The 20,895-nt window shown below is 41.8% G+C and carries 19 protein-coding genes and 4 tRNA genes; 9 read left to right on the top strand and 14 right to left on the bottom strand.

Annotated features, from left to right (window positions below):
• The first annotated feature begins 134 nt into the window (after positions 1 to 134).
• Positions 135 to 2,336, top strand: a complete 2,202-nt coding sequence (locus FTV27_RS03330) for a TRAP transporter large permease subunit (protein ID WP_180077066.1) — start codon at positions 135 to 137, stop codon at positions 2,334 to 2,336.
• A gap of 86 nt (positions 2,337 to 2,422) precedes the next feature.
• Here FTV27_RS03330 and FTV27_RS03325 read toward each other — a convergent pair whose 3' ends face one another.
• The 5 genes from FTV27_RS03325 to rnr form a co-directional block, all read right to left on the bottom strand.
• Positions 2,423 to 3,301, bottom strand: coding sequence for a DMT family transporter (locus tag FTV27_RS03325; RefSeq protein ID WP_180035669.1), 879 nt, complete (start codon positions 3,299 to 3,301; stop codon positions 2,423 to 2,425).
• A 66-nt stretch (positions 3,302 to 3,367) separates the two neighbouring features.
• Complete coding sequence (locus FTV27_RS03320; protein WP_078192446.1) at positions 3,368 to 3,805, bottom strand: hypothetical protein; 438 nt, start codon at positions 3,803 to 3,805, stop codon at positions 3,368 to 3,370.
• 16 nt (positions 3,806 to 3,821) lie between these two features.
• Complete coding sequence (locus FTV27_RS03315) at positions 3,822 to 4,031, bottom strand: YheV family putative zinc ribbon protein (protein ID WP_171256675.1); 210 nt, start codon at positions 4,029 to 4,031, stop codon at positions 3,822 to 3,824.
• Positions 4,032 to 4,071: 40 nt separating this feature from the next.
• Positions 4,072 to 6,111: a M3 family metallopeptidase gene (locus FTV27_RS03310; RefSeq protein ID WP_180077065.1), complete on the bottom strand. Its 2,040-nt coding sequence runs from the start codon at positions 6,109 to 6,111 to the stop codon at positions 4,072 to 4,074.
• Between the two features lie 161 nt (positions 6,112 to 6,272).
• Complete coding sequence (gene rnr / locus FTV27_RS03305) at positions 6,273 to 8,690, bottom strand: ribonuclease R (protein WP_180035671.1); 2,418 nt, start codon at positions 8,688 to 8,690, stop codon at positions 6,273 to 6,275.
• A 268-nt stretch (positions 8,691 to 8,958) separates the two neighbouring features.
• On the opposite strand from rnr, the gene FTV27_RS03300 reads away from it, so the two are divergent.
• The 4 genes from FTV27_RS03300 to FTV27_RS03285 all read left to right on the top strand — a co-directional run bounded on the left by FTV27_RS03300 (position 8,959) and on the right by FTV27_RS03285 (position 9,822).
• Positions 8,959 to 9,048: transfer RNA gene (locus tag FTV27_RS03300), tRNA-Ser, on the top strand.
• Positions 9,049 to 9,063: 15 nt separating this feature from the next.
• Positions 9,064 to 9,140, top strand: a tRNA-Arg gene (locus FTV27_RS03295).
• 45 nt (positions 9,141 to 9,185) lie between these two features.
• Positions 9,186 to 9,262 (top strand) — tRNA-Arg (locus FTV27_RS03290).
• A gap of 483 nt (positions 9,263 to 9,745) precedes the next feature.
• Positions 9,746 to 9,822, top strand: a tRNA-Arg gene (locus FTV27_RS03285).
• A gap of 93 nt (positions 9,823 to 9,915) precedes the next feature.
• On the opposite strand, the gene FTV27_RS03280 is transcribed toward FTV27_RS03285, so the two are convergent.
• Positions 9,916 to 11,220, bottom strand: a complete 1,305-nt coding sequence (locus tag FTV27_RS03280; RefSeq protein WP_180077064.1) for an SRPBCC family protein — start codon at positions 11,218 to 11,220, stop codon at positions 9,916 to 9,918.
• Between the two features lie 163 nt (positions 11,221 to 11,383).
• On the opposite strand from FTV27_RS03280, the gene FTV27_RS03275 reads away from it, so the two are divergent.
• Both FTV27_RS03275 and FTV27_RS03270 read left to right on the top strand, forming a co-directional pair.
• Positions 11,384 to 11,881, top strand: coding sequence for a YcxB family protein (locus tag FTV27_RS03275; RefSeq protein ID WP_180035673.1), 498 nt, complete (start codon positions 11,384 to 11,386; stop codon positions 11,879 to 11,881).
• Positions 11,882 to 11,913: 32 nt separating this feature from the next.
• A complete protein-coding gene (locus FTV27_RS03270) occupies positions 11,914 to 12,555 on the top strand; it encodes a fumarylacetoacetate hydrolase family protein (RefSeq protein ID WP_180035674.1) in 642 nt (213 codons plus the stop codon).
• A 52-nt stretch (positions 12,556 to 12,607) separates the two neighbouring features.
• On the opposite strand, the gene FTV27_RS03265 is transcribed toward FTV27_RS03270, so the two are convergent.
• From FTV27_RS03265 to FTV27_RS03255, 3 genes are all read right to left on the bottom strand, one after another.
• The gene (locus FTV27_RS03265; protein ID WP_180035675.1) at positions 12,608 to 13,042 is read right to left on the bottom strand and encodes a tetratricopeptide repeat protein; all 435 of its coding nucleotides are present in this window, start codon (positions 13,040 to 13,042) and stop codon (positions 12,608 to 12,610) included.
• Complete coding sequence (locus FTV27_RS03260) at positions 13,023 to 13,382, bottom strand: SEL1-like repeat protein (RefSeq protein ID WP_180035676.1); 360 nt, start codon at positions 13,380 to 13,382, stop codon at positions 13,023 to 13,025. Before FTV27_RS03260 ends, FTV27_RS03265 begins: the two co-directional genes overlap by 20 nt.
• Before the next feature lie 96 nt (positions 13,383 to 13,478).
• Complete coding sequence (locus tag FTV27_RS03255) at positions 13,479 to 14,294, bottom strand: helix-turn-helix domain-containing protein (RefSeq protein ID WP_180035677.1); 816 nt, start codon at positions 14,292 to 14,294, stop codon at positions 13,479 to 13,481.
• Between the two features lie 103 nt (positions 14,295 to 14,397).
• Between FTV27_RS03255 and FTV27_RS03250 the strand changes: the two genes are divergently transcribed.
• A complete protein-coding gene (locus FTV27_RS03250; RefSeq protein WP_180035678.1) occupies positions 14,398 to 15,327 on the top strand; it encodes a DMT family transporter in 930 nt (309 codons plus the stop codon).
• A gap of 53 nt (positions 15,328 to 15,380) precedes the next feature.
• Here FTV27_RS03250 and FTV27_RS03245 read toward each other — a convergent pair whose 3' ends face one another.
• The gene (locus FTV27_RS03245) at positions 15,381 to 16,628 is read right to left on the bottom strand and encodes a YihY family inner membrane protein (RefSeq protein ID WP_180035679.1); all 1,248 of its coding nucleotides are present in this window, start codon (positions 16,626 to 16,628) and stop codon (positions 15,381 to 15,383) included.
• A 112-nt stretch (positions 16,629 to 16,740) separates the two neighbouring features.
• Here FTV27_RS03245 and wrbA point away from each other — a divergent pair, with 112 nt between their 5' ends.
• Positions 16,741 to 17,334 (top strand): NAD(P)H:quinone oxidoreductase, encoded by a 594-nt coding sequence (gene wrbA, locus FTV27_RS03240; protein ID WP_180035680.1) that lies wholly within the window; start codon positions 16,741 to 16,743, stop codon positions 17,332 to 17,334.
• 619 nt (positions 17,335 to 17,953) lie between these two features.
• Here wrbA and FTV27_RS03235 read toward each other — a convergent pair.
• From FTV27_RS03235 to FTV27_RS03220, 4 genes are all read right to left on the bottom strand, one after another.
• Entirely contained in the window at positions 17,954 to 18,346 is a 393-nt protein-coding gene (locus tag FTV27_RS03235) for a hypothetical protein (RefSeq protein ID WP_180077209.1), read from the bottom strand.
• A 267-nt stretch (positions 18,347 to 18,613) separates the two neighbouring features.
• A complete protein-coding gene (locus FTV27_RS03230) occupies positions 18,614 to 19,189 on the bottom strand; it encodes a xanthine phosphoribosyltransferase (RefSeq protein WP_078189246.1) in 576 nt (191 codons plus the stop codon).
• A gap of 91 nt (positions 19,190 to 19,280) precedes the next feature.
• Positions 19,281 to 19,994, bottom strand: coding sequence for a DUF3108 domain-containing protein (locus tag FTV27_RS03225; RefSeq protein WP_180010540.1), 714 nt, complete (start codon positions 19,992 to 19,994; stop codon positions 19,281 to 19,283).
• Positions 19,995 to 20,151: 157 nt separating this feature from the next.
• Entirely contained in the window at positions 20,152 to 20,835 is a 684-nt protein-coding gene (locus FTV27_RS03220; protein WP_078192433.1) for a hypothetical protein, read from the bottom strand.
• Between the last annotated feature and the right edge of the window lie 60 nt (positions 20,836 to 20,895).

Here is a 20,895-nt window from a genome sequence, read left to right as displayed (position 1 = left end):
TTTAATGTTTTGAATATTGATGCAAATTTAAACGTAATAATAAAACAGTTAGGTCAGGGAAAGGAACTTCTCGAGCCGATAAGGAAAAGGATGCTTGGCTCCGCTAGGCTCCAAAATAAAAAATAGGAAGACTCATGCAAAATGATGCACAAAACAGATCCGGCATCGTCGGGCTGTTAAGGTATGTCTGGACAGAATGGATTTCGACTCTAGTCGTGTTGATCTTGCTTCTGCTTACATTGATTATCGGGACAGGGGAGATGATTCATGGTCAGCTTCTGCGTACTGGTGAGCGTTTGTATGGTAATGAAAGCATTGGGATGCAGTATTCATTTTTACGTGCAGAACCGACCAAGCCAGATTGTGACCGCCACCCAGATGTAGATAAAATGGTGCAAACGCAAATGAAAGCCAATGCGGCTGACGAATTTGCAGATATTTTTGGTACAGCATCTGAATCCGATGTACGTGCATCAGTCATGGCAGGTGTACAGCAATGTGAAGAAAAATTCCAATTTTATGACAAAGCAAAAGCTTATTTAGATGAGCATCCAAGTATTCGTACTTATCGTGCGATTGAAACGACATTCTTTGGCATCTTTAAATTTGGTTCTGAAAACCGTGTATTGATTCTTTTACTGATGGTCTTGGTGTCTGCCATTACTGCTTCAGTAAAGTTCCATCATATTGGTCTACGTGCGCCAACAACACGCTTGGATTATAAAGTCTATGCTTTATTCATGGGGATTGGTAATGGCCTATTAACCTTCTCGGTATATAGTCAGTTTAATTCAGTCCTAAATTCTGGGGTGAAATCGACCACAGAAACTTTGGCTGTATATTGGTTGTGGCTAGCCCTGTTTGGTATTGTCACCCTCATCAGTATTTATCAGTTCTTTAAACCACCTGCGGCGAAAGAGCCGGGTCCGGGGAATATTGGTTTTGCGCTATTGAGTGTACCGCTGTATGCCTTTATGGCGATTATTACGGGTGTGGCGTTTACCTTCTTTATGGACTATCCAATGGGTCAGGGGATTTACCTTGGGCAATTGGTCGAGTTCTCTGGGATTTTCCTGAACCTTGCACTGTTTATTTGGGCCGGGATGTTATTGACCCAAACGCGCGTGATGGATTTGTTCTTGGGGATTTTACGTCCATGGAACTTAGCACCTGAGACTTTGACGTGGTTAATTCTGATTGCCGCGGCGATTCCAACCGCTTATACCGGTGCTTCAGGGATCTTCGTTGTAGCAGCCGGTGCAATTATTTATAAAGAAGTGTGGAACTCCGGCTCTCGTCGTCAGTTCGCACTCGCTGTATCTGCAATGTCAGGTTCCTTAGGTGTGGTCATCCGTCCATGTCTATTGATTATCTTGATCTCGATGCTTGATAGCCGCCATGTCACGTCAGATGAACTATTTGATCACGGTATCTATGTGTTCTGGCTCACAGCATTCTTGTTCTTGGGTATTTCACTGTTCTTGGCAGAAACACGTTTCCGTGTGGCATCGCCGAAAGTGGCTATTCCGGGCATGCTGAAAGCATTCATTCCCGTGATTCCGTATATCGTACTGACCTTGCTTGTGATTGCTTTCTACAAGTACGGTTTAGATACGCAAATGGATGAATTCACTGCCCCTGTGGTTCTACCGATCATTCTGATTGTTTACATTATGTTTGACCGTTGGTTTGCAGATCGTTTTACTTCGCAAACTGTAGATGCACATGAACAACTCAGCTTACAACATGAGCAAAGTTCTGAGTTCATGCGTGAACATGGTGGACATGGGGCTAACCGTCGTGGTTTCGGTAGTTCAATTTGGTTTGCTTCTTCAGAAACGGTTGGACACATTGGCGCATTAATTATCTTAATGGCCTTGTCGGCAAGTGTCGGCGGTTTGATTGAACGTACAGAAATCGTTGAATTATTACCAACGCATTTGGGCAATATCTATATTTCATTGGCCTTTATCGCATTGTTGTTGGCGATTATTGGTATGACGACAGATCCATTCGGGGCAGTGATTTTGGTTGCAGCAACGATTGCACCAGTAGCTTATGAAAATGGTATTCATCCGATTCACTTCTGGATGATCGTTTTGGTTGCCTTTGAGCTCGGTTATGTTTCGCCACCTGTAGCGCTGAATCACTTGTTGACACGACTCTCCGTCGGGGATGAGGAGGTGCGGGCAGCAGATGCAGAAGCAAAAGCCCAATACACCAATTTCTATTATCGCTATGAACGTTGGATTTTACCGATCCTTGTATTGTTCCCAGCTTTGGTGATCGTGACTTATGCGCCTTATATTCTGAAACTGTTTGGTTGGTACCAATAAATTCGCAGTGAGCTATAAAAAAGCACCTTCGGGTGCTTTTTTATTGAATAAGGGGACGCGCGATTGATAGTAAATGAATGAGATCTTTACGACTTTTTAAACTTATTTTGTAGGATCGGACTACAAAGCAAAATCGCTAAAAATATAAAAGCAAAGCCGAATAGGCTGTAAATGTCTGGCAATTCTTGCCACAGGGCAAAGCCCCAAATACCCGCAAAAATAATCGCGATATAGTTCACGGGGCCAATTTGACCTGCGGGTGCAAGCTTATAGGCATTGGACATAAAAATTTGACTGATATTGGCCAAAAGCCCCGCTGTAATCAGAAAGGCTAACTCCTTTAAACTATAAGGACGCCAAAGCCAGAACATCGGGATCATGGAAATGAGCGTGCCAAAAAAGCAGAAATAAAACACAATGCGTTCAGGCGGCTCGGTTGCTGTAAGGGCACGGACAGTGACAAATGCCATGGCTGCCAAGAAGCTTGCGGTCAGTCCGATCAGTGATAACTGATTAAACATTCCTGCATCGGGCTTTGCGACGAAGAGCACGCCGATTAAACCAATGACTGCGGCAATGAGCATACTCAGGGTCATTTTTTCTTTTAAAAATAACCATGCAATTAAGGGGATGAAGATCGGCGAGGAATAGGTGAAGACCATGGCATTGGAGAGTTTTAAGTGGGCAATGGCATAAAAAAAGCCATACATTGCCACCAAGCCTACGATTGAACGCCAGGTATGCATCCACAATTTTTCAGTTCTAAAAAATGTGCTGCCCTTTTGTAGGATCAAAGGTAGAAAGATCAATAAGCCAACCGCATTGCGAAAAAATACGATGGTGGCATTATCTACTGTGTGGGATGCGTAGCGTATACAAACCCCCATGATGGAAAAAAGCAGCGCTGACAGCATGAGAAAGCCAATTGCTTTGGGGATATTTTGTGGCGTTGTAGTAGTGGACATAACAAAAAGGCTAGAAAATCTGATGATATTCTAGCCTATAAGTACGCATGGTGTAGCAGAAGTCAGTTATTTTGCTTGTTGCGCTAACTGTGCTTCGAGTAATTTAATTTGTTCTTCTTTCAGTTTAATCAGCTCATCTGCATCTGAATGTTGCTGTTTTAAGCTTTGCTCCTGATCATTCAATTGTTGTTGAATGTCATCTAATTTGGCAATTTCTTCTTTGGCTAAAGAGGCATTTTCAGGTACAGCTGCATCTAAAATGTCTTCTTCGACCAATTTAAGGGTTTCAGTCTCTGCGACAGGGACTGATGCTTCAGTTTCAGATTGGACTGGGACTGCAACAGGCGGTTTAGCCGGTGCAGCGACCATTTCTTCTTGAAGCGCAGATTTATCTGCTGTACTGCTGCTTAACCATTGATATGCAAAAAAGATAGCAATCAATAACGTTAAGCCCCCAATGATTCCAACTAACAATTTTGGATTATGTCTTTGATCTTCTGTCATTGCTTGACCTTAATTTTTATTTAGGCTGACGTGGCTTAAATTGGATCACACCGATATCGTCTGGCACGGCAGGTTGTTCAGGTTGATCGACATGAGTCGGTCGATTTTCACTGTAACCACAATCAATGCATTCGATCCATTCGTCTTCGCCAGAGGTCAGCATGACAACCCGGTCCATCGCTTGGCATTTTGGACATTTTGCACCTGCAATGAAGCGTCGTTTAATGGTCATCATACTTACCTTGAATCTAACTAAGGTCCCTAGTTTAAGCGTTTTTAGATGCGTTCGTCCAACCTTGATGACGCAGCAGAGCATCTATTTTTGGCTCGCGTCCGCGGAAATTGATAAATGCGTCAAGTGCCGTATCTTTTCCGCCAACTGCTAGAATAAATTGTCTAAACGACTTGCCAGTCGAAGTATTAAAAATTCCTTCATTTTCGAATCGGTCGAAGGCATCACTTGCCAAAACCTCTGCCCATTTGTATGAATAATAACCAGCAGCGTAACCACCTGCGAAGATATGACTGAAACCATGTTGGAAACGGTTGTATGAAGTGGTGGGTGCAACTGCATATTTTTGACGAATATCATCTAAGGTTTTTTGGATGCCTGTAGCGTCCAAAGCAGGGTTGGCCTTATGGATATTTAAGTCAAACATGGCAAATTCAATTTGACGTAACGTTTGCATCCCTGACTGGAAGAAACGCGCATCTTGTAGTGCTTTTAACAGATCGGCTGGTAAAGTTTGCTTTGATTCTATATGTTCACTAAGTAAATCTAAACTTTCTTGATCCCAAGTCCAAAACTCCATGAATTGACTTGGCAGCTCTACAGCATCCCACGCCACGCCATGTGTACCAGCCACAGCAATATTATCGACTTCAGTGAGCATGTGATGTAAGCCATGACCAAATTCGTGGAACAGCGTCGTTACTTCATCATGAGTGAGTAAAGTAGCTTGCTCACCGACAGGTGGGGTAAAGTTGCAGACCATGTAGCAAATTGGTTTTTGCAGACCATTTTCAGTTTGCATGCGTGAACGGAAGCCGCTCATCCATGCGCCGCCACGTTTACCGCTTCGTGCATACAGGTCAAAGTAAAAACCGCCAATCACGCTGCCTTGATCTTCAAGTTCAAAGTAACGTGCATCGGGATGCCAAACAGGCGCTTCACGCTCGATTACATTGATGCCATAGAGACGATTTACAATGCTGAACAAGCCTTGAATAATCTTAGGTGCAGGGAAGTAGGGCTTCAGGTCTTCTTGTGACAAATTAAACTGTTGAACTTTGAGTTTTTCTGAGTAGAAAGTGGCATCCCACGGTTGTAACTCAGTGATACCGTCTTGCGCTGCAATGGCTTTCAGTTCAGCGATTTCTTTCTCTGCTGGCACACGCGCATGTTCTGCCAGTTCAATCAGGAACTGATCTACAGTTGCCACATCGGGTGCCATTTTGCTTGCCAAGGACAATTCGGCGTAATTGTTAAAACCAAGCAGGCTAGCCATTTCCAGACGTAGCTTCAATATTTCTTCCATGACCGCTGTATTGTCAAATTCAGCAGAGTCTGCCTGATCAGAAGCACGTGTGGTATAGGCTTTATAGAGTGCTTCACGCACTTCGCGGTCTTCTGCATAGGTCATAATGGCAATATAAGACGGGAAGTCGAGTGTGGCTACAGCCTGTTCGAGTTCGCGTTGCTGACCATATTGTTTCAGAAGTTCAATACTGCCTTGAGGTAGTCCTTTGAGCTGCGCTTCAGTTAAAGGTTTGAAGTAGGCTTGGGTGGCATCCAATACGTGATTGGAAAAGTCTGATGATAACTGTGAAAGTCGTGCAGATATTTCTGCATAGCGTTTTTTCGCTTCACCTTCTAAGGCTACGCCTGAAAGTTTAAAATCTCGTAACGCAAGTTTAATCGCGCTTTGTTGTGCTGCAGGAAGCGTGTCAAATACACTGTTGTCATGTACATGCTGATACGTTTGATACAACACTGTATGTTGACCTAGCTGCGTATAGTACTCACTCAGGCTGGGTAATAAAGATTGGTAGAGCTCTCGAGTTTCAGCATTATTCATCACGGCGTTCAGATGCGACAGCACGCCCCAAGCTTCACTCATATTATTTTCAAGGTCATCGACCTGTTCTAACGTATTTAGTTGTTTTTGTACCGAATCTGGAACAATCGTCAGTTCATTTAGAAATTGTTGACCGTGTTGAATCGCATTTTGAATTTTTTCTTTGAGTTGATCTAAGGTAATTTGATCAAATTGAGGAACGGGCAATGTTGCCTTTTCTAAAGTCATATTTTTTACTTCATATAAATCCTGAGTTATTTATAGATGTAGGGTTTGTTGCGGGTTAAATCAAGACTAAATTAGGAATTATTCATCTTCTGCAGAGGGCGCGAAGTCTTCACTGACCTTAAGAATCAAAAAGAGCGCCGAAGCGCTCTTTTCTTTCAACCTTAATCCGCAGATGATTTTGCATTGGATTTTTTCTTTTTCGGTTTGGATTTTTTCTTCACTTTATCTTTAGCCTTTGCTTCAGATTTGCTTGCAGATTTTTTAGCAGGCTTTTTACCGAATGAACTGGGCTTAGATTTCGATTTTTTGCGTCGTATGGGCTGTTCTCCATCTTCAGCAGCGTTGGTTTTACGCTCTGAAAAGACTTCTTCTTTGGCTGTAGGCTTTGCAACACGAGGGGCACGCGCTCGAATAGCACGACCTGCATGACTCAATTGTTGAATCAATTCAAAGTCGATTTTGCGCTCTTCTAGATTTACACCAGCGACTTTGATTTTAACTTCATCGCCTAGACTGAAAACTTGACCGCGAGATTGACCAATTAAGCTCTGACTCGGTTGGTCATAGACGAAGAAGTCATCACCCAATTGGCTGACGTGGATCATGCCATCAACATATAAGTCTTTGAGCGTTACAAACAGGCCAAATTCAGCAGTTGCACTGATGGTACCGACAAACTCTTCACCCAAATGTTGCTGCATGTAATGGCACTTCAACCATGTAGTAACAGAACGTGATGCTTCATCTGCACGGCGCTCAGTCGCAGAGAAGTGTTCACCAGCATCATCCAGCGAAGCGCCAGAAATTGGGTAAGGTTTTTTCTTTAATTGTGCTTTGATGGCACGGTGAAGTAACAAGTCTGGATAACGACGGATTGGAGATGTGAAATGCGTATACGCTTCATAAGCCAAGCCAAAGTGACCTGCATTGTTCGCGCCATAATAGGCTTGCATCATTGAGCGGAGTAAAACGGCATGAATACTTGGAGCATCAATACGGTCTTTGGTGGCATCAATCACGGCTTGATAGTCAGCTTGAGTCGGCTGTTCAGGGAATGGCAGCCCCAATAACTTCACAAAATCACGAACCTTTTGAATGCGTGAAAACTCAGGTGGCTCATGCACACGGTACAGCATTGGAATTTCATTTTTTAATGCATATTCTGCCGCTGCGACGTTTGCCAACAACATACATTCTTCAATTAGCTTATGTGCATCATTACGGCTGCGCGGTAGGATTTCATTAATACCGCCTAGCTTATCAAAGGTCATATAAGTTTCAACGGTTTCAAATTCCATCGCGTGGCGTTCAGCACGTAAGCCTTTCAACACTTGATACAATTGGAATAAGGTATTGACCGATTTACGCACATCACGGTCTTCAGGAATGGCTTGACTATTACCCTCAAAATATTCGGCCACTTGAGTATAGGTCAAACGAGCTTTTGAATGCATTACACCCGGATAGAACTCAAACTTAGTGACACGACCCGCGCGAGATAAGTTTAAATCACAGACCATACATAAACGGTCTACGTGTGGGTTCAAAGAACATAAACCATTCGACAGCGCCTCAGGCAACATCGGCAATACAAAATGAGGGAAGTACACCGATGTACCGCGCTCTTGAGCTTCGTCATCGAGCGGTTTACCCGGACGTACATAATGGCTGACATCGGCAATTGCCACGACAACACGATAACCACCACCCGGACGTTTTTCCGCATACACGGCATCATCGAAGTCGCGTGCATCTTCACCATCAATGGTGACAAGTGCTAAATCACGTAAATCGACACGACCTTCACGGTCTTGTTCTGATGGTTCTTTAAAGCTGTCGGCTTCTTGTTGTACCGCTTCAGGGAATTCGTAAGGTAAACCAAACTCTAAAATGGTTTGTGGAATAATAATTTCAGTGTCTGCTTTATCAGCCATCGACTGAACAATATGACCTGTCGCAAATTCTTCTTTGGTTGGGTAGCTGTCAATCGCAATACGTACAGAGTCGCCGAGTTTGACTTTGGCATGCTCGATTAATTCTTTTTCTAAAGTAATCGGTTGGTGTGCATTGGGATTTGCCGGCTGAATAAAATATTCACCTTCATACTCAGACACTTTACCGATAATTTCTTTGACACGATGCTGTAGAACTTCAGTAATAAAGCCCCATGCTTTGCCTTTACGGTCTACCGAAGTTTGGCGGACTTTAACACGGTCACCATTAAACACCTGACGCAACTCACGTTCAGGAAGTAAAAGGTCATCTTCACCACTAATATTGGCTGTGCCTAAACCTTTTGAATTGATATAAACCGTTGCTTCATGAGTCGGTTGCTCAGCTGCAAGCTGGAACTTAAATCCATCTTTCATCAACTGACCATCTCGAACCATCGCAATCAGACGATGACTCAGTGCATCAATACTTTTTTGATCGGCAATTTCAAAATGTTCTACAAGATCGGCATGCGACATTGCAGTTTTCAGTTGTTCAATCGTCTCTTGAATTAGAGTACGGCTTGGAATTGGATTGTCATAACGTTCGGCTTCAGCTTTTGCTTCAGGGTCGACCCAGTTTTTCATATGTATTTGGCTTCAAATCAGAAGATTAGGATTAGCATAAGTCATGCAAGCAGATACTGCACGCAATTGATTGCAATAAAGTGTTTTATGCCGATATTTTATAATGTTTAAAGCTGAAAAGTAGGGGATAGCAGCGCGTGCTGAACTAATTTTGCACTAATTTTTTGAAAATCGTTTAAAAAATATCTAATTGAGTAAAAAAATGAAAAAAATATAACGACTGTGCTTGCAGTCGTATCATGATCTTTGTATTATGGCGGCACGTTACGGTGAGATGGGTGAGTGGCTGAAACCACATCCCTGCTAAGGATGCATACGGGCAACTGTATCGAGGGTTCGAATCCCTCTCTCACCGCCACGATTTACTTATGTCGCGCTCATAGCTCAGCTGGATAGAGCACTTGGCTACGAACTAAGGGGTCGGGAGTTCGAATCTCTCTGAGCGCACCAATAAGTAAATCTGAAAACGTAGTCTTTTAAGACGACACAAGTTACGCGCTCATAGCTCAGCTGGATAGAGCACTTGGCTACGAACTAAGGGGTCGGGAGTTCGAATCTCTCTGAGCGCACCAACTTGAACAAATTACCGCACATGTTGCGGTTTTTTTGTGCCTGTGATTTATCGTTTTGATGCAGCCTGTCTTTTGTCTTTTGTCTTTTGTCTTTTGTCTTTTACTTAGATTGTATAAAGCGTTCTATTTCATAAGACAAACTATCAGTATATTTCATTTTGCTTTCTTCAATAGATTCACCCTCATTTCAATTGTTCATGGTCATGCATTTTTTTAAAGCTAAGATAAAGAAAAGTTGGGTGAGTTGAAGCCGCGATTCAATGATGGCGATAGATTTGTTATTTATCTTGAGCATTTATACGTGACTACAGCTAACTGTAGATTCTAAACTCGTGATGCAAAAGCCTTTAAAAAATTAAATCTAGCTGATTTTTAGCGTGTTTAAAGGGTAATTGTTTATTTGCTGTGCGTTTGGTTAAATTTATATGAAAAAGCTCTTAACAAAAAATAAAAATCACGTATAATGAGCCTCATCAAGACGTCGCGCTCATAGCTCAGCTGGATAGAGCACTTGGCTACGAACTAAGGGGTCGGGAGTTCGAATCTCTCTGAGCGCACCAACTTGATCAAGATTGAAATAACCGCACATGTTGCGGTTTTTTTGTGTCTGAAATATAGCTAAAAACAATAAATTCAGCTCATCAATCAAGGTTCTAACTTAACTTCTGTTTAACTTTAAGTGCAAAGACCGTATTTCCGCCTAAAGCCGGCAACATGTCGTGATACGGCATACTGCGCATAGCACGAAGTAAAAAAGGCGCTTTGTCATCAATCTTCATCGCACTGGTCAATTGTAATAACGACCCTTGTTGTAAGGGGCGAATATGCATGGCACCTCGGACAAACTTTAAGTCCCCACCTGTCGCGGTATATTGATTTTGCAGTAAGTCGGGATAGTTAAAACGCATTTTAAAATCAAATGGAATATTGATCACACCTAAACCCACCGAAATTTTATAGTCGGCATCCATGAGGTGCGGATTAATTTTCTGCACTTGCATATGTTTAACTTGTCTTGGAAATAAGTGCTTGAACGAAGACACATTAATCCAGCGCTGTAAGCTCGAAGGCTCTTGTGCATAATATTGAAAACTGGTGCTAAAGCGCATCAATTCATAATTTTGCCCAAAGGGAACGCGTTGCGCTGTCAAAATAAAGGACACAGGTTCTTTTGAGCTTTGACTTAATTGGGTGACTTTGTCGAGTTGAGAGGCATTTAATTTGAGTTCAGGTAATTGATTTGCAGCGAGAGTTTCGCTGCTAAAGGCTTTAAATCGGCGCTGTAATGATTCGAGTAAAAAACCATTGGTTCCCGCAGGAATCCCTAATTTGGCATCGGGTAAGGCATTTAATATTTTGCTAAACAAAAAACCTTTGGGCTGATTTAAATCGCCCCATTGGGTCACACTAATCAAGGTGTGTTGAGCATCGATCTCAAACCATTCAATTTTCCCTGCACCAAAGGGCACCGGTGCTTGTAGAACCAAACTATTAATGCTGTTGTGATCAATTTGGTGCTGCATCACCACGGTTTCTTTAAAGTTTAAAACCGGAATTGGTGTTGGAATATGGATGCGATATTCAACTTGGCTGGTTGAACCTTGCTGTTGCAAAACCTCAGCAGATTTTAGCGTGGGAAATAAGCCGGCATAGTTTGGATAATTACTGAGTAATCTCGCCACATTTTTGCTGTTGGTTGGGATAACCACGGCGGCACTTTGAAATTTACCAATGACTTTTTGGCCTCCTTTCATCGTGGGCAGACTAATCTGCTGTGAGGGATGTGCAAAAATCACGATGTGATCACCGGCAAGATTTGCCAAGGCTTTGGCATTGCCATTAAACAAGTCCAAACTACTAGGAATCTGGGGTTGCCATTGAACGAATTTGGCCCAACTGGTCGATATGCTCAGTCCACTCAGAAACACCAGTACCATGATTATTTTTGTTATCTGCATGTCACATCCTGCGTATGCAATCTTTTATTTGTTGCTGTTTTTAACGTATTTCTAGAGGGAAGGGAAGTAGTGAAGTGTTACAACCGACCATTAAAAAGCATGAAGCAAGTTTGAATTGTGGTGTAGTATTTAGCGCAATTCATTTTTAAATATTCATACGCTTATGTCTGAAAATCTACCTGCATTATCGCTGCGCTATTTTTTAAATCTAGAAGAATCACAGGATGGTTTTGCACTAGCAACTTTTGGCAAAAAGCAATTTACGCGTTTTTTAACGCCAGCGATTAGCCTTGGGATTATCATCTGGGGTTTTTACTTGGGTGTAGATGGTGTCGGTGCATACTATATTGGGCTGGGTGCTTTCTTTTTACTCCTTCAAGGCATCATGCGTTATTGGTTTTTACCGATGATGTTTAAACGCCAGTTTGTAAAATACCAATTAGGCAAAAGTGAACAAGGTATTGATTTATTTCAAGACTATGCAGAAATTCATGCCAATGGGCGTAAGAATGTCTTTCATTATGCTGAAGTGGCAAATTTTGCTGAAGGCAAATTGACCTATATGCTTGAGCTGAAAAATAAAACCGTGATTATTGTGCCGAAAAGTGCATTTAAAGATACTGCGGACCAAGCGATTTTTACCAATACTTTTCAACACTAAGACAATCTATTCATAACAAAAGAGGGAGTCGTATGCAGTCACGTCCATCTAAAATTGTTTGCGTCGGTCGTAGTTATGCAGATCATGCCAAAGAATTAGGCAATGCAATTCCTGACCGTCCTGTACTTTTTATGAAGCCGCCAAGTGCATTAACCGCATTAGACCAAGGCATCTCATGGAATCCTGTATGGGGCAGTTGTCACTATGAATGTGAATTAAGTTTACGTATTGATCGTCCTTTATCGGCTGAAACTGATCCACGCAAAGCCTTAGAAGCAGTCGGAGCTGTGACTTTGGGGCTAGACCTGACCTTGCGTGATCTACAAGATGACTTAAAGAAAAAAGGTCAGCCGTGGGAACGTGCCAAAGCTTATGATGGTTCTTGCATCCTTGCGGATTGGATCGATGTCCAAGAAGTGGTTCAAGATTGGAAAGATGTGCATTATACCTTGCATGTCAATGATGAACTGCGTCAGAACGGTGATACTGCATTGCTGATTTTTGATGTGGGTACATTACTGGCCGATATTAGCCAAGTGTTTAGTCTTGAAGCGGGTGATGTGGTCATGACAGGTACGCCTGCAGGTGTCGCGGCACTACAGTCAGGTGAGCAGTTGAAAATGACCCTGAAAGGCAAAAATCAGGATTTTGTTTGGACAACTTTTGTCAAATAATCTGTGAACGAAATACAAAAAAGGCTGCTTAATGCAGCCTTTTTTGATTGATCTATTCAGTGCTACTTGATGGCGGTGGCTCATTTGGTTGTAAAGGACCAATGTCTTTCCATGTTTCATAGGTGCCGGCCATATGCTGTGAGTCGGTGTCTCCCAATGCACCTGCTTTGGCATACCATAGTCGCGCTTTTTCACCATCTCGAATATCATAATGATAATAATGTGCCATTTTCATCGCCGCGTCAGCATCTTGCCCTTGTTCTGCGGCATAGCTTAAATATTCAGCTGCTTTGTCGGGTGTTGACGAAGGATGTTCAGAAAAATAATGTTGATTTCCCAAGACTTTGATCGCTTCGACATTCTTTTGTTTGGCAGCTTTTTCATACCAAATTTGCGCTTGGTGCTTATCTTGAATTAAGCCTTTTCCAGTGTCGTACATCCAACCAACGGTATATTCAGCAGCAGGATCATGAGTTTTTTTTTGCAAGGTCTAGCACCCAGTGTGCAAGGAAAATATTGCCATCTTGCTGCATCTTTCGAATCACTTGATCTGCATGAGAGTTTCCTTGGTAGGCTTGAGTCATTAACCATGCAAATGCGACCGTAGTGCCTTGATCCGCAGCAGCTTTGTACCAATGTACACTTTGTTCGATATTTTGTTCTGTGCCCGTTCCACTGAGGTATAAATCACCCACTTTCATTTGTGCGGTCGCATCACCACTTTGAGCTATTTTGAGCGCGGATTTAAATTCACGCTGTTCTTTGGAACTACAAGCCATTAAAAATACGGCAGATAAACACAGCGCTAAAATGGTTTTTTTATTCATTCGAAATGGAGTCTTTATCATTTTTCGTAGATTTTTTGATCTTAACGGATTGTTGAATCACTTTATAGAGACCCTTATAGCTAAATTTAAACACATTTAGGGCTTTAAGGTAGATTTCCTAAACTGATCTGGGGTGCAAAGCATCCATTTTTTAAACATATTTATAAACGCTGAGGCATTGGCATAGCCAAGTTCTAAGGCAATATTTTCGATGGTTTGGCCTGCGTTGAGCATGGACATGGCTTTCATGACTTTGAGACGTTGTCGCCATTCATGCAGTGACATCCCAAGTTCTTTTTGACAATAACGCGCAAGAGTACGTTCCGTCATATTTATCCGCTGTGCCAATTGCTCAAGCGCGCTCTGATCTGCAGGATGTTGATGTAAATAATCAAGCAGCTGTTTGAGGGCAGGGTGATCCGAATGCGGTAAATAACTACTGACCAGTTTGGCTTGATGCAGTTGATCTAAGATCACATGGAGTAAGCGTTGATACTCGGCCGTATTTTCCATGAGATCGGCTTGTTGATGCAACAGACGCAAATGGCTGAATATCGCTGTAACTAAAGGTGAGCTGAGTAAAATCCCCGGTTGTTTCGGTAAGTGAGTACATAGCGATTCATGTACATATAAGGTTCCATGTGAAACCGCTGTACGATTTAAACCACTATGTTCTAAATGTGGGGGAAGCCAGATACCATAAGGTGGAGGGGTAATATAGTCTATTTGATTGATGTTCACTTCCATTACGCCATTAAAGGCATAGACAAACTCGCCCCAAGCATGTCCATGAACGGGATAAACAGACAGTGCAGGATCGTCACGAAAACTGATCCACAGTGCTGCTTGAATTTCATCGTTGGTGGGAAGTTGTTGCAACTGCGTATGATCTGCACGAGCTTTATGACGCATGAGAAATTTTGCCTGAATAAGAAGATCACTTGTCTATTTTGAAGTATATATTTTATTTCTGACAGTTCTATAGTGTTGCGTGTCGTATTGTCGAGTAAATAGTGTGGAACAGCGTAAGGCGCTAGATGCAAAAGCTTCTGGTTTGATGATTATTTTGTGCATGATTTTAGGGATTCAACAGGTCATTTTGAAATTGGCCGCGGTTGATATTGCGCCGATCATGCAAATTGCCATCCGATCGGGTTTGGCTGCGCTGTTGGTCTTTCCACTGATTCGTCTTAAGCCGGGAACACATTTATATACACGCGAATACTTGCTGCCGGGTATCTGGGTGTCGTTTTTATTTTCAGCCGAATTTATTTTAGTGGCAGAATCCCTGCGCTATACCTCTGCATCACATACCGTTGTCTTGCTCTATACCGCACCGATTTTTGTGGCATTAGGTTTACATTGGAAGTTGCCTGAAGAAAAACTCACAGCGATCCAATGGGTCGGTATTTTTATTGCCTTTTCAGGTATTGTTCTATCGTTTATGGGACGTGAAAGTAGCACTACAGTCAACACTCAAGCACTGTTGGGTGATGCGATGGCGCTACTTGCAGGGGTGATGTGGGCCTTGACCACTATTTCATTAAGACTCACCAAACTCTCTAATGCACCTCCGACTCAGACCTTGTTTTATCAATTGGTTGGTGGTTGTGTATTTTTATTACCCGTGGCGTGGCTGACAGGACAAATGACTGTACATTGGACGGTGTTGTCCATCAGCAGTATGATTTTTCATGTGCTCATTATTTCATTTTTTAGCCTGATGCTTTGGTTTTGGCTGTTAAGTAAATATCTGGCCAATGGTCTGGGCGTTTTTTCATTCCTTACCCCAATCTTTGGACTGGTCTTTGGCGTATTGATCTTAAACGAAACGATTGAACTGAACTTTATTTTGGGAACGGCCTTAGTAATGGTTGGAGTGATGACGGTAACCTTGCATCGGTGGTTGTCTAAATTGATGGGACATCAGTGCACAGCGATCTAATATCATGTATAAATTAAAAGGGAGAGCTACGGCTCTCCTTTTTTTATTTACGCTTATTTTTCTTCAAAAATAGTCGCAAGCGGTATCGAGAGTTTGGCCGCAAGATAATCATCAGATTCGACCAATTGCGGCCCAATTTTTTCCATCCAAAAATCATCTGGATCGACGCGACCTAAATCTTGCCGTTTAGGGAGCGGATAGGGCAGCTTACTGTAAAAACTCCAAAAGTCCACTTGGGTTAAATTACGAACTAAAACATAATGATCATCATCTGTACGTTTAATCAGGTGTTGCTCTTCAAACAATAAAATATAGCTTGGCAGGCGGCCGATTTCATCACGCCCTAAAACCTCAAGTGCTTCTTTTTCTGTCACGCTCTGACCGAGTTTTTGCTTTTTATAAAATAATTCAAGCAAATCCATCAACATAATCACAGGATGGCGTTTTTGGTCGTTGCCCGAATTGAAAGCGGTCAGTGCATAACTAATTTCTACCCCAATCAGTACGATATTCCATGAAAGGAATATCCAAAGCAGGAAAATTGGCACCGCAGCAAATGCACCATAAACGATTTGATAACTGGTGAAATTTGACATGACAAAGCCAAAGAGGTTTTTGAGCAGTTCAAAGACCACCGCACTAAAGACACCCGCGATCAGCGCGGCCTTAATCGGCACACTGCGGTTGGGAATCGTCCAATACAGAATGAAAAAACCTAAAATAGTCAATGAAAAAGACAAGATCCACAGCAGAAAAGCCCCATCCAGTTCATAGCCGGCAAAATTATTGCTGAGGACATTCATAGAGGCCAAGGTAGATGACACAACAAATGCGCTACCCAGTAAGATTGGGCCTAATGAGATAATAGTCCAATAGCGCATAAAGCCAATAATGCCGCCACGTGTCTCACGCACCCGCCAAATTCGGTTAAATACTGTCTCAATGCTGGTCAGCATCATAACTGTGGTAATGAATAAAAACAGTACACCAATAACAGTCAGGTTACTGGATTTATCGGTGAATGCATTCAGTGCTTTATCAAAAGCAATTGTCGTTTTCGGTAGGAAATTACTATAAATCAATTGTTGAAGCTGTTGACGAGCAGGTTCTAAAGCTTTAATTGAGGAGATGATGACCAAGAATACGGTCAACATGGGTACCACTGCAAACAAGGTGGTATAGGTTAATGATCCTGCTTGTTCACGGCAGCGATCGGCTTCAAAACGTCGAATGACAAATAAAACAAACTGAAACCATTTCTTGTCGTAAAAGGGAAGTTTTTTTAAAAATGCTTCGATCATTCGTTCAAGTCTCGAGTTATTTTAGTCATGTTTATGCAATTTTCATCACTTAGCTTAACCAAAAAATAGGAAAAATACCGTATAGTTTTCTTTTTTCATTGAATTTATAAAAATGACGCAAGCTTATGTACTAGTGCTGTATTACAGCAAATATGGTTCAACACGTGAGATGGCACATTTGATTGCCAATGGAATTGAAGCGTCGGGAATGGCGGTAAAAATACGAACCGTTCCAAATTTATCCGCTGTGGTGACTGACGTGCAGCCCAGTATTCCTGCCGAAGGCGATATTTACTGTAGCTTAGATGACTTAGCGCATTGCTCAGGTTTAGCCCTTGGTTCGCCAACACGTTTTGGTAATATGGCGTCGGAAATGAAATATTTCTGGGATCAAACCACAGCGCTTTGGCTCAATGGCGCATTACATGGCAAACCTGCCTGTGTGTTTACCAGTTCAGGTTCAATGCATGGGGGACAGGAAAGTACTTTGCTGACCATGCTGCCGCCTTTGTTTCATCACGGAATGATGGTTATGGGTTTAAGTAATGCCCATCCGGCATTATCGAATACCAAAACGGGTGGTACACCTTATGGTGCAAGCCATGTCAGTGGTCCACGCCATGATCAGTTATTGAGTCAAGATGAGCGTAACTTGTGTGAAGAGCTGGGTAAACGCCTAGGCGAAGTCGTCAAAAAGTTGATTTGATACTTACATGTTCTAGGAAGTTGCGCTAACTTTGTAGCGAACGGGCAAGAAAAGGCTTAAATATTTCACTTTTCTTGCTTTATTTACGTGTGACGTCTTTTTATTTATGTCGTTGTATACCGACCAAAATATAAAAATAAATCTGTCGAACTATTCCTGAAATATTAAAAATAAATGATATCAACAATATATTGAAAGTTTTTAAATACAGCCTGCTCAGTGATGGTTTCGAGTCGAATATTGCTCTCTCTTTGGGCGCGTTATTTTTATTTTTTGATTACATGATTTGTATTTAAATTTCTTCTTTGGGGTGTGTGATGTCTATTGTTAATTTTCTAATGACTTTCCTGTGTTCCGTATTGGCTGCATCTTCCTTGTGTACGGCAATGCCAGTTTATACAGTATGGATTTCCCGCAAAAGAAAAAGCCGAAGAAAAAGAATTTTTAGCGAAACAAGATCAAGTTAAAGTGGACTCAAAATCTTTAACTGATGTTTCAAAATAATTGATTCGCCATGGTTTTCGAATAGCATTTCAATAGACTAGAAATACATATTAGAAAAACAATAACCTATTAAAAAAGAGCGCTGAAGCGCTCTTTTTTAATATCCAAATTAGTCTTAATCCGAAGTCTTTGCAGCGTCTTCAGGCTGTTGCTCAACTTCAAAGCGCTGTTTGCAATCTAAACATTGGTAGTCGAGAAAAATATTTTGATCGACCATCACGCCGGCTTTTTTACCAAAACGGTGTCCGAGAAAACCGCCTGTAATACCGACGCTAATTGCACCAACAAAAGTCCCGATGGTTCCGCCCATAATCACGCCAAGTGGGCCAGCAGTCACGCCACCAATCGCAGCACCAATAGATGCGCCAGATGCCGCACCACCGACAGTCCCTGCAGCAGTTCCTGCACCACTGAGTAAGACACCACCAATTTTTTGTAAGTTTTGTTCATGGTTACGCTTTTCAATATGGGTTGATCCACATTTTGGACATTTAACTGTCGATTCCATGTTTTGCTCTTCTGTATTCATAACTTTCCATAGCCTTAAAAAATAAAGTGGCCGAATTTATGGTGCAGCATAATGTAATTTGACAGATGAGTAGTTGACTCATTCGATCAAATGTGACGATTTTCCTGAATTTTATCGAGTTTTGCACACCGATGTTTTGTCTGCTTGTAACTAAGGCGTTAAAAAGTGCGCTTTATGTCACCTTAATGGCAAATTTTTAGCAAAAAAAAGAACACCTGATGTGTTCTTTTTTCTTTTGAACGCAAACTAGTCACGTACAAATTCAACTGTACCATTCGCCAGTGATTTCACACGTGCCAATGATTCAACGCGATAGCCTTTTTCAAGCAAAATATCACGACCAGGTTGGAATGATTTTTCAATCACGATACCGATACCCAATACTTCAGCACTTGCTTGATGAATAAGATCTGCAAGACCTAAAGCCGCTTGACCATTGGCCAAAAAGTCATCAATCACTAAAACTTTATCTTCAGCATTGATGTGCTTTTTAGAAATCGCGATAGTGCTTTCAGTTTGTTTTGTGAAAGAAAACACTTTTGAGCGATACAAATCATCTTTTAAGGTTAAAGATTGATATTTACGTGCAAAAATCACAGGAACACCAAGTTCAAGACCAGCCATTACTGCAGGTGCAATACCTGATGCTTCAATCGTAATGATTTTTGTGATGCCAGCATCTTTAAAAAGACGGGCAAATTCTTGACCAATTTGCTGCATCATCACAGGGTCAATTTGGTGGTTCAGGAAAGAATCGACTTTCAGAACTTCTTCAGAGAGAACGATACCTTCAGCTAAGATTTTCTGTTCCAGAGCGTGCACGGGAGAATCCTCGAGGGGGCAGGTGCTTTTTAAAGCAAAAGCGTATTTTAAAAAGCACCGTGAAAAATGCAAGCGAAATTGATCAAATCAATTAATTTGTTGCACCTTTATAGCCCGTTAACAATAAACCGTAAGAGGTTTTATTGTCTTGGTGGGAAACTTTGACAGGTAGATAATCTAGTTTTGGTGCTAACCAGAAGGTGGTTTGACGGCCAGGTTTGTCATGGCGCATCACGACTTTCACGGTGTCAAAAGTCCCGTAAGTGGTTTTCACTTTTTCAGTGCCTTGTTTCACGAACTTACGAGCTTCAACCTCTTTGGCATCGGCAATGTAGTAATTCGATTTCAAACCACCATTTTTTAAATCCTCACGAATTTGCAATTCAGCATTGAGTTCATCTAACACACCTGATTTCCACGCAAATGAACGCGCTTTATCATCTTTTTTGGTATTAATGGTTTTTGCGCCAGCATTAAAATTAATATTCATGGTGTTGTTGTGCACCAAAATTTTGCTGCTGCGGCTAAAGCTGTTCGAGTGAATTTGGCTGCCATTTAAACTAAAACGACTGGTTTCAGTTGCAGAGGCCATCGCACCAGCTTTTGCTGCGAAAACATACGTCCAGTTATTCCCAGATTGTTTTAGGGTACGTGTTGCAGAACCCAAGTTTTTGCCGTTGTAATTAAACTGGTAGCTTGCTTGGAATGGACTCATGGCAAATGACTGACTTGAGAAACCAGTCAAAAGCAGTGTAGTCGATACCCCAGCAACAAGACCTAAATTTTTCAAAACTGAATGTGCCATAAGTATGGTTTTCCTATTCAATAGAAGTGCGATGGGCTAAACCACCTGATATGTTTATTATGCGGCTGGATTGTGGAGAATCACGTCACAAATCCGTGCCTAATGTATATGTTGTGTAGCGTTTTATAGGCTCAAGATATCTAAGTACAGGATAAGTCTAGCTTTCCTTTTGCTTAATTGGCGTGACTTCATCGTCTTTTAAATTTGAGTCATCCCAGTCTTCTATCCGTTCTTGCGACATCTTGGTGAACAATGCGGTTAAATTAACATTACCAATCACCACCAATTCGGCCTCACGTAAAACAGCATGGTTGACATGGACTTTGCCCAGTGTGTCGATAATTGATCGACTTTTACCGAGCCAGCGATTCAGGTCTAAATACAGTAAATCATCTTTAACTTTGATCACATTGAGCTTTTCCAAAATCATACCCAATGGATCTTGGTTGAGTACTTTTTGATAGAACCATAACGCCATGCGCACGCCCATCTTATACAGAACATTTGGATACTTCGCTTCAATCACTTGTGTATCACTAATTTGTTCAAATACGATCAATTGGGTTTGTTTGTTGAGTTCCATCTGTACCAGTTTTAAATCGACAGAGAGTGTTATGATCAGCCCGTTATAATCCAATGTGGCATACAGTCGAAGCCAGTCATCATGCAGGTCAGCATGCAAGTCTTTGAGCATTTTCACATTATCGGTCACAAAGCGCTGAAATGTCGCATTTAAAAACACTTGAGACATTGGGAATTCACGCTCATCTTCAATAAATCCTTCAGCTTTTTGGTACACTTGGCGTATACGTTTAGCGATATTGGAAACTAGCGTTTGCATAAGAAGTGCATCCTGACAAATTATGTTTTTTGACGATGTTTATCTTGTCGATTTCTATAA

The organism is Acinetobacter sp. YH12251 (assembly GCF_013417465.1).
Lineage (GTDB): Bacteria > Pseudomonadota > Gammaproteobacteria > Pseudomonadales > Moraxellaceae > Acinetobacter > Acinetobacter amyesii.
The sequence above is the reverse complement of the archived record's forward strand: the minus strand, read 5'-3'. Positions and strand labels throughout refer to the sequence as shown.

Bases quoted from the DNA above. Each gene is read 5' to 3' on its own strand.
- FTV27_RS03330 (WP_180077066.1), top strand. From the start codon at position 135: ATGCAAAATGATGCACAAAACAGATCCGGCATCGTCGGGCTGTTAAGG.
- FTV27_RS03325 (WP_180035669.1), bottom strand. From the start codon at position 3,301: ATGTCCACTACTACAACGCCACAAAATATCCCCAAAGCAATTGGCTTT.
- FTV27_RS03320 (WP_078192446.1), bottom strand. From the start codon at position 3,805: ATGACAGAAGATCAAAGACATAATCCAAAATTGTTAGTTGGAATCATT.
- FTV27_RS03310 (WP_180077065.1), bottom strand. From the start codon at position 6,111: ATGACTTTAGAAAAGGCAACATTGCCCGTTCCTCAATTTGATCAAATT.
- rnr (WP_180035671.1), bottom strand. From the start codon at position 8,690: ATGAAAAACTGGGTCGACCCTGAAGCAAAAGCTGAAGCCGAACGTTAT.
- FTV27_RS03280 (WP_180077064.1), bottom strand. From the start codon at position 11,220: ATGCAGATAACAAAAATAATCATGGTACTGGTGTTTCTGAGTGGACTG.
- FTV27_RS03275 (WP_180035673.1), top strand. From the start codon at position 11,384: ATGTCTGAAAATCTACCTGCATTATCGCTGCGCTATTTTTTAAATCTA.
- FTV27_RS03270 (WP_180035674.1), top strand. From the start codon at position 11,914: ATGCAGTCACGTCCATCTAAAATTGTTTGCGTCGGTCGTAGTTATGCA.
- FTV27_RS03260 (WP_180035676.1), bottom strand. From the start codon at position 13,382: ATGAATAAAAAAACCATTTTAGCGCTGTGTTTATCTGCCGTATTTTTA.
- FTV27_RS03255 (WP_180035677.1), bottom strand. From the start codon at position 14,294: ATGCGTCATAAAGCTCGTGCAGATCATACGCAGTTGCAACAACTTCCC.
- FTV27_RS03245 (WP_180035679.1), bottom strand. From the start codon at position 16,628: ATGATCGAAGCATTTTTAAAAAAACTTCCCTTTTACGACAAGAAATGG.
- wrbA (WP_180035680.1), top strand. From the start codon at position 16,741: ATGACGCAAGCTTATGTACTAGTGCTGTATTACAGCAAATATGGTTCA.
- FTV27_RS03235 (WP_180077209.1), bottom strand. From the start codon at position 18,346: ATGGAATCGACAGTTAAATGTCCAAAATGTGGATCAACCCATATTGAA.
- FTV27_RS03225 (WP_180010540.1), bottom strand. From the start codon at position 19,994: ATGGCACATTCAGTTTTGAAAAATTTAGGTCTTGTTGCTGGGGTATCG.
- FTV27_RS03220 (WP_078192433.1), bottom strand. From the start codon at position 20,835: ATGCAAACGCTAGTTTCCAATATCGCTAAACGTATACGCCAAGTGTAC.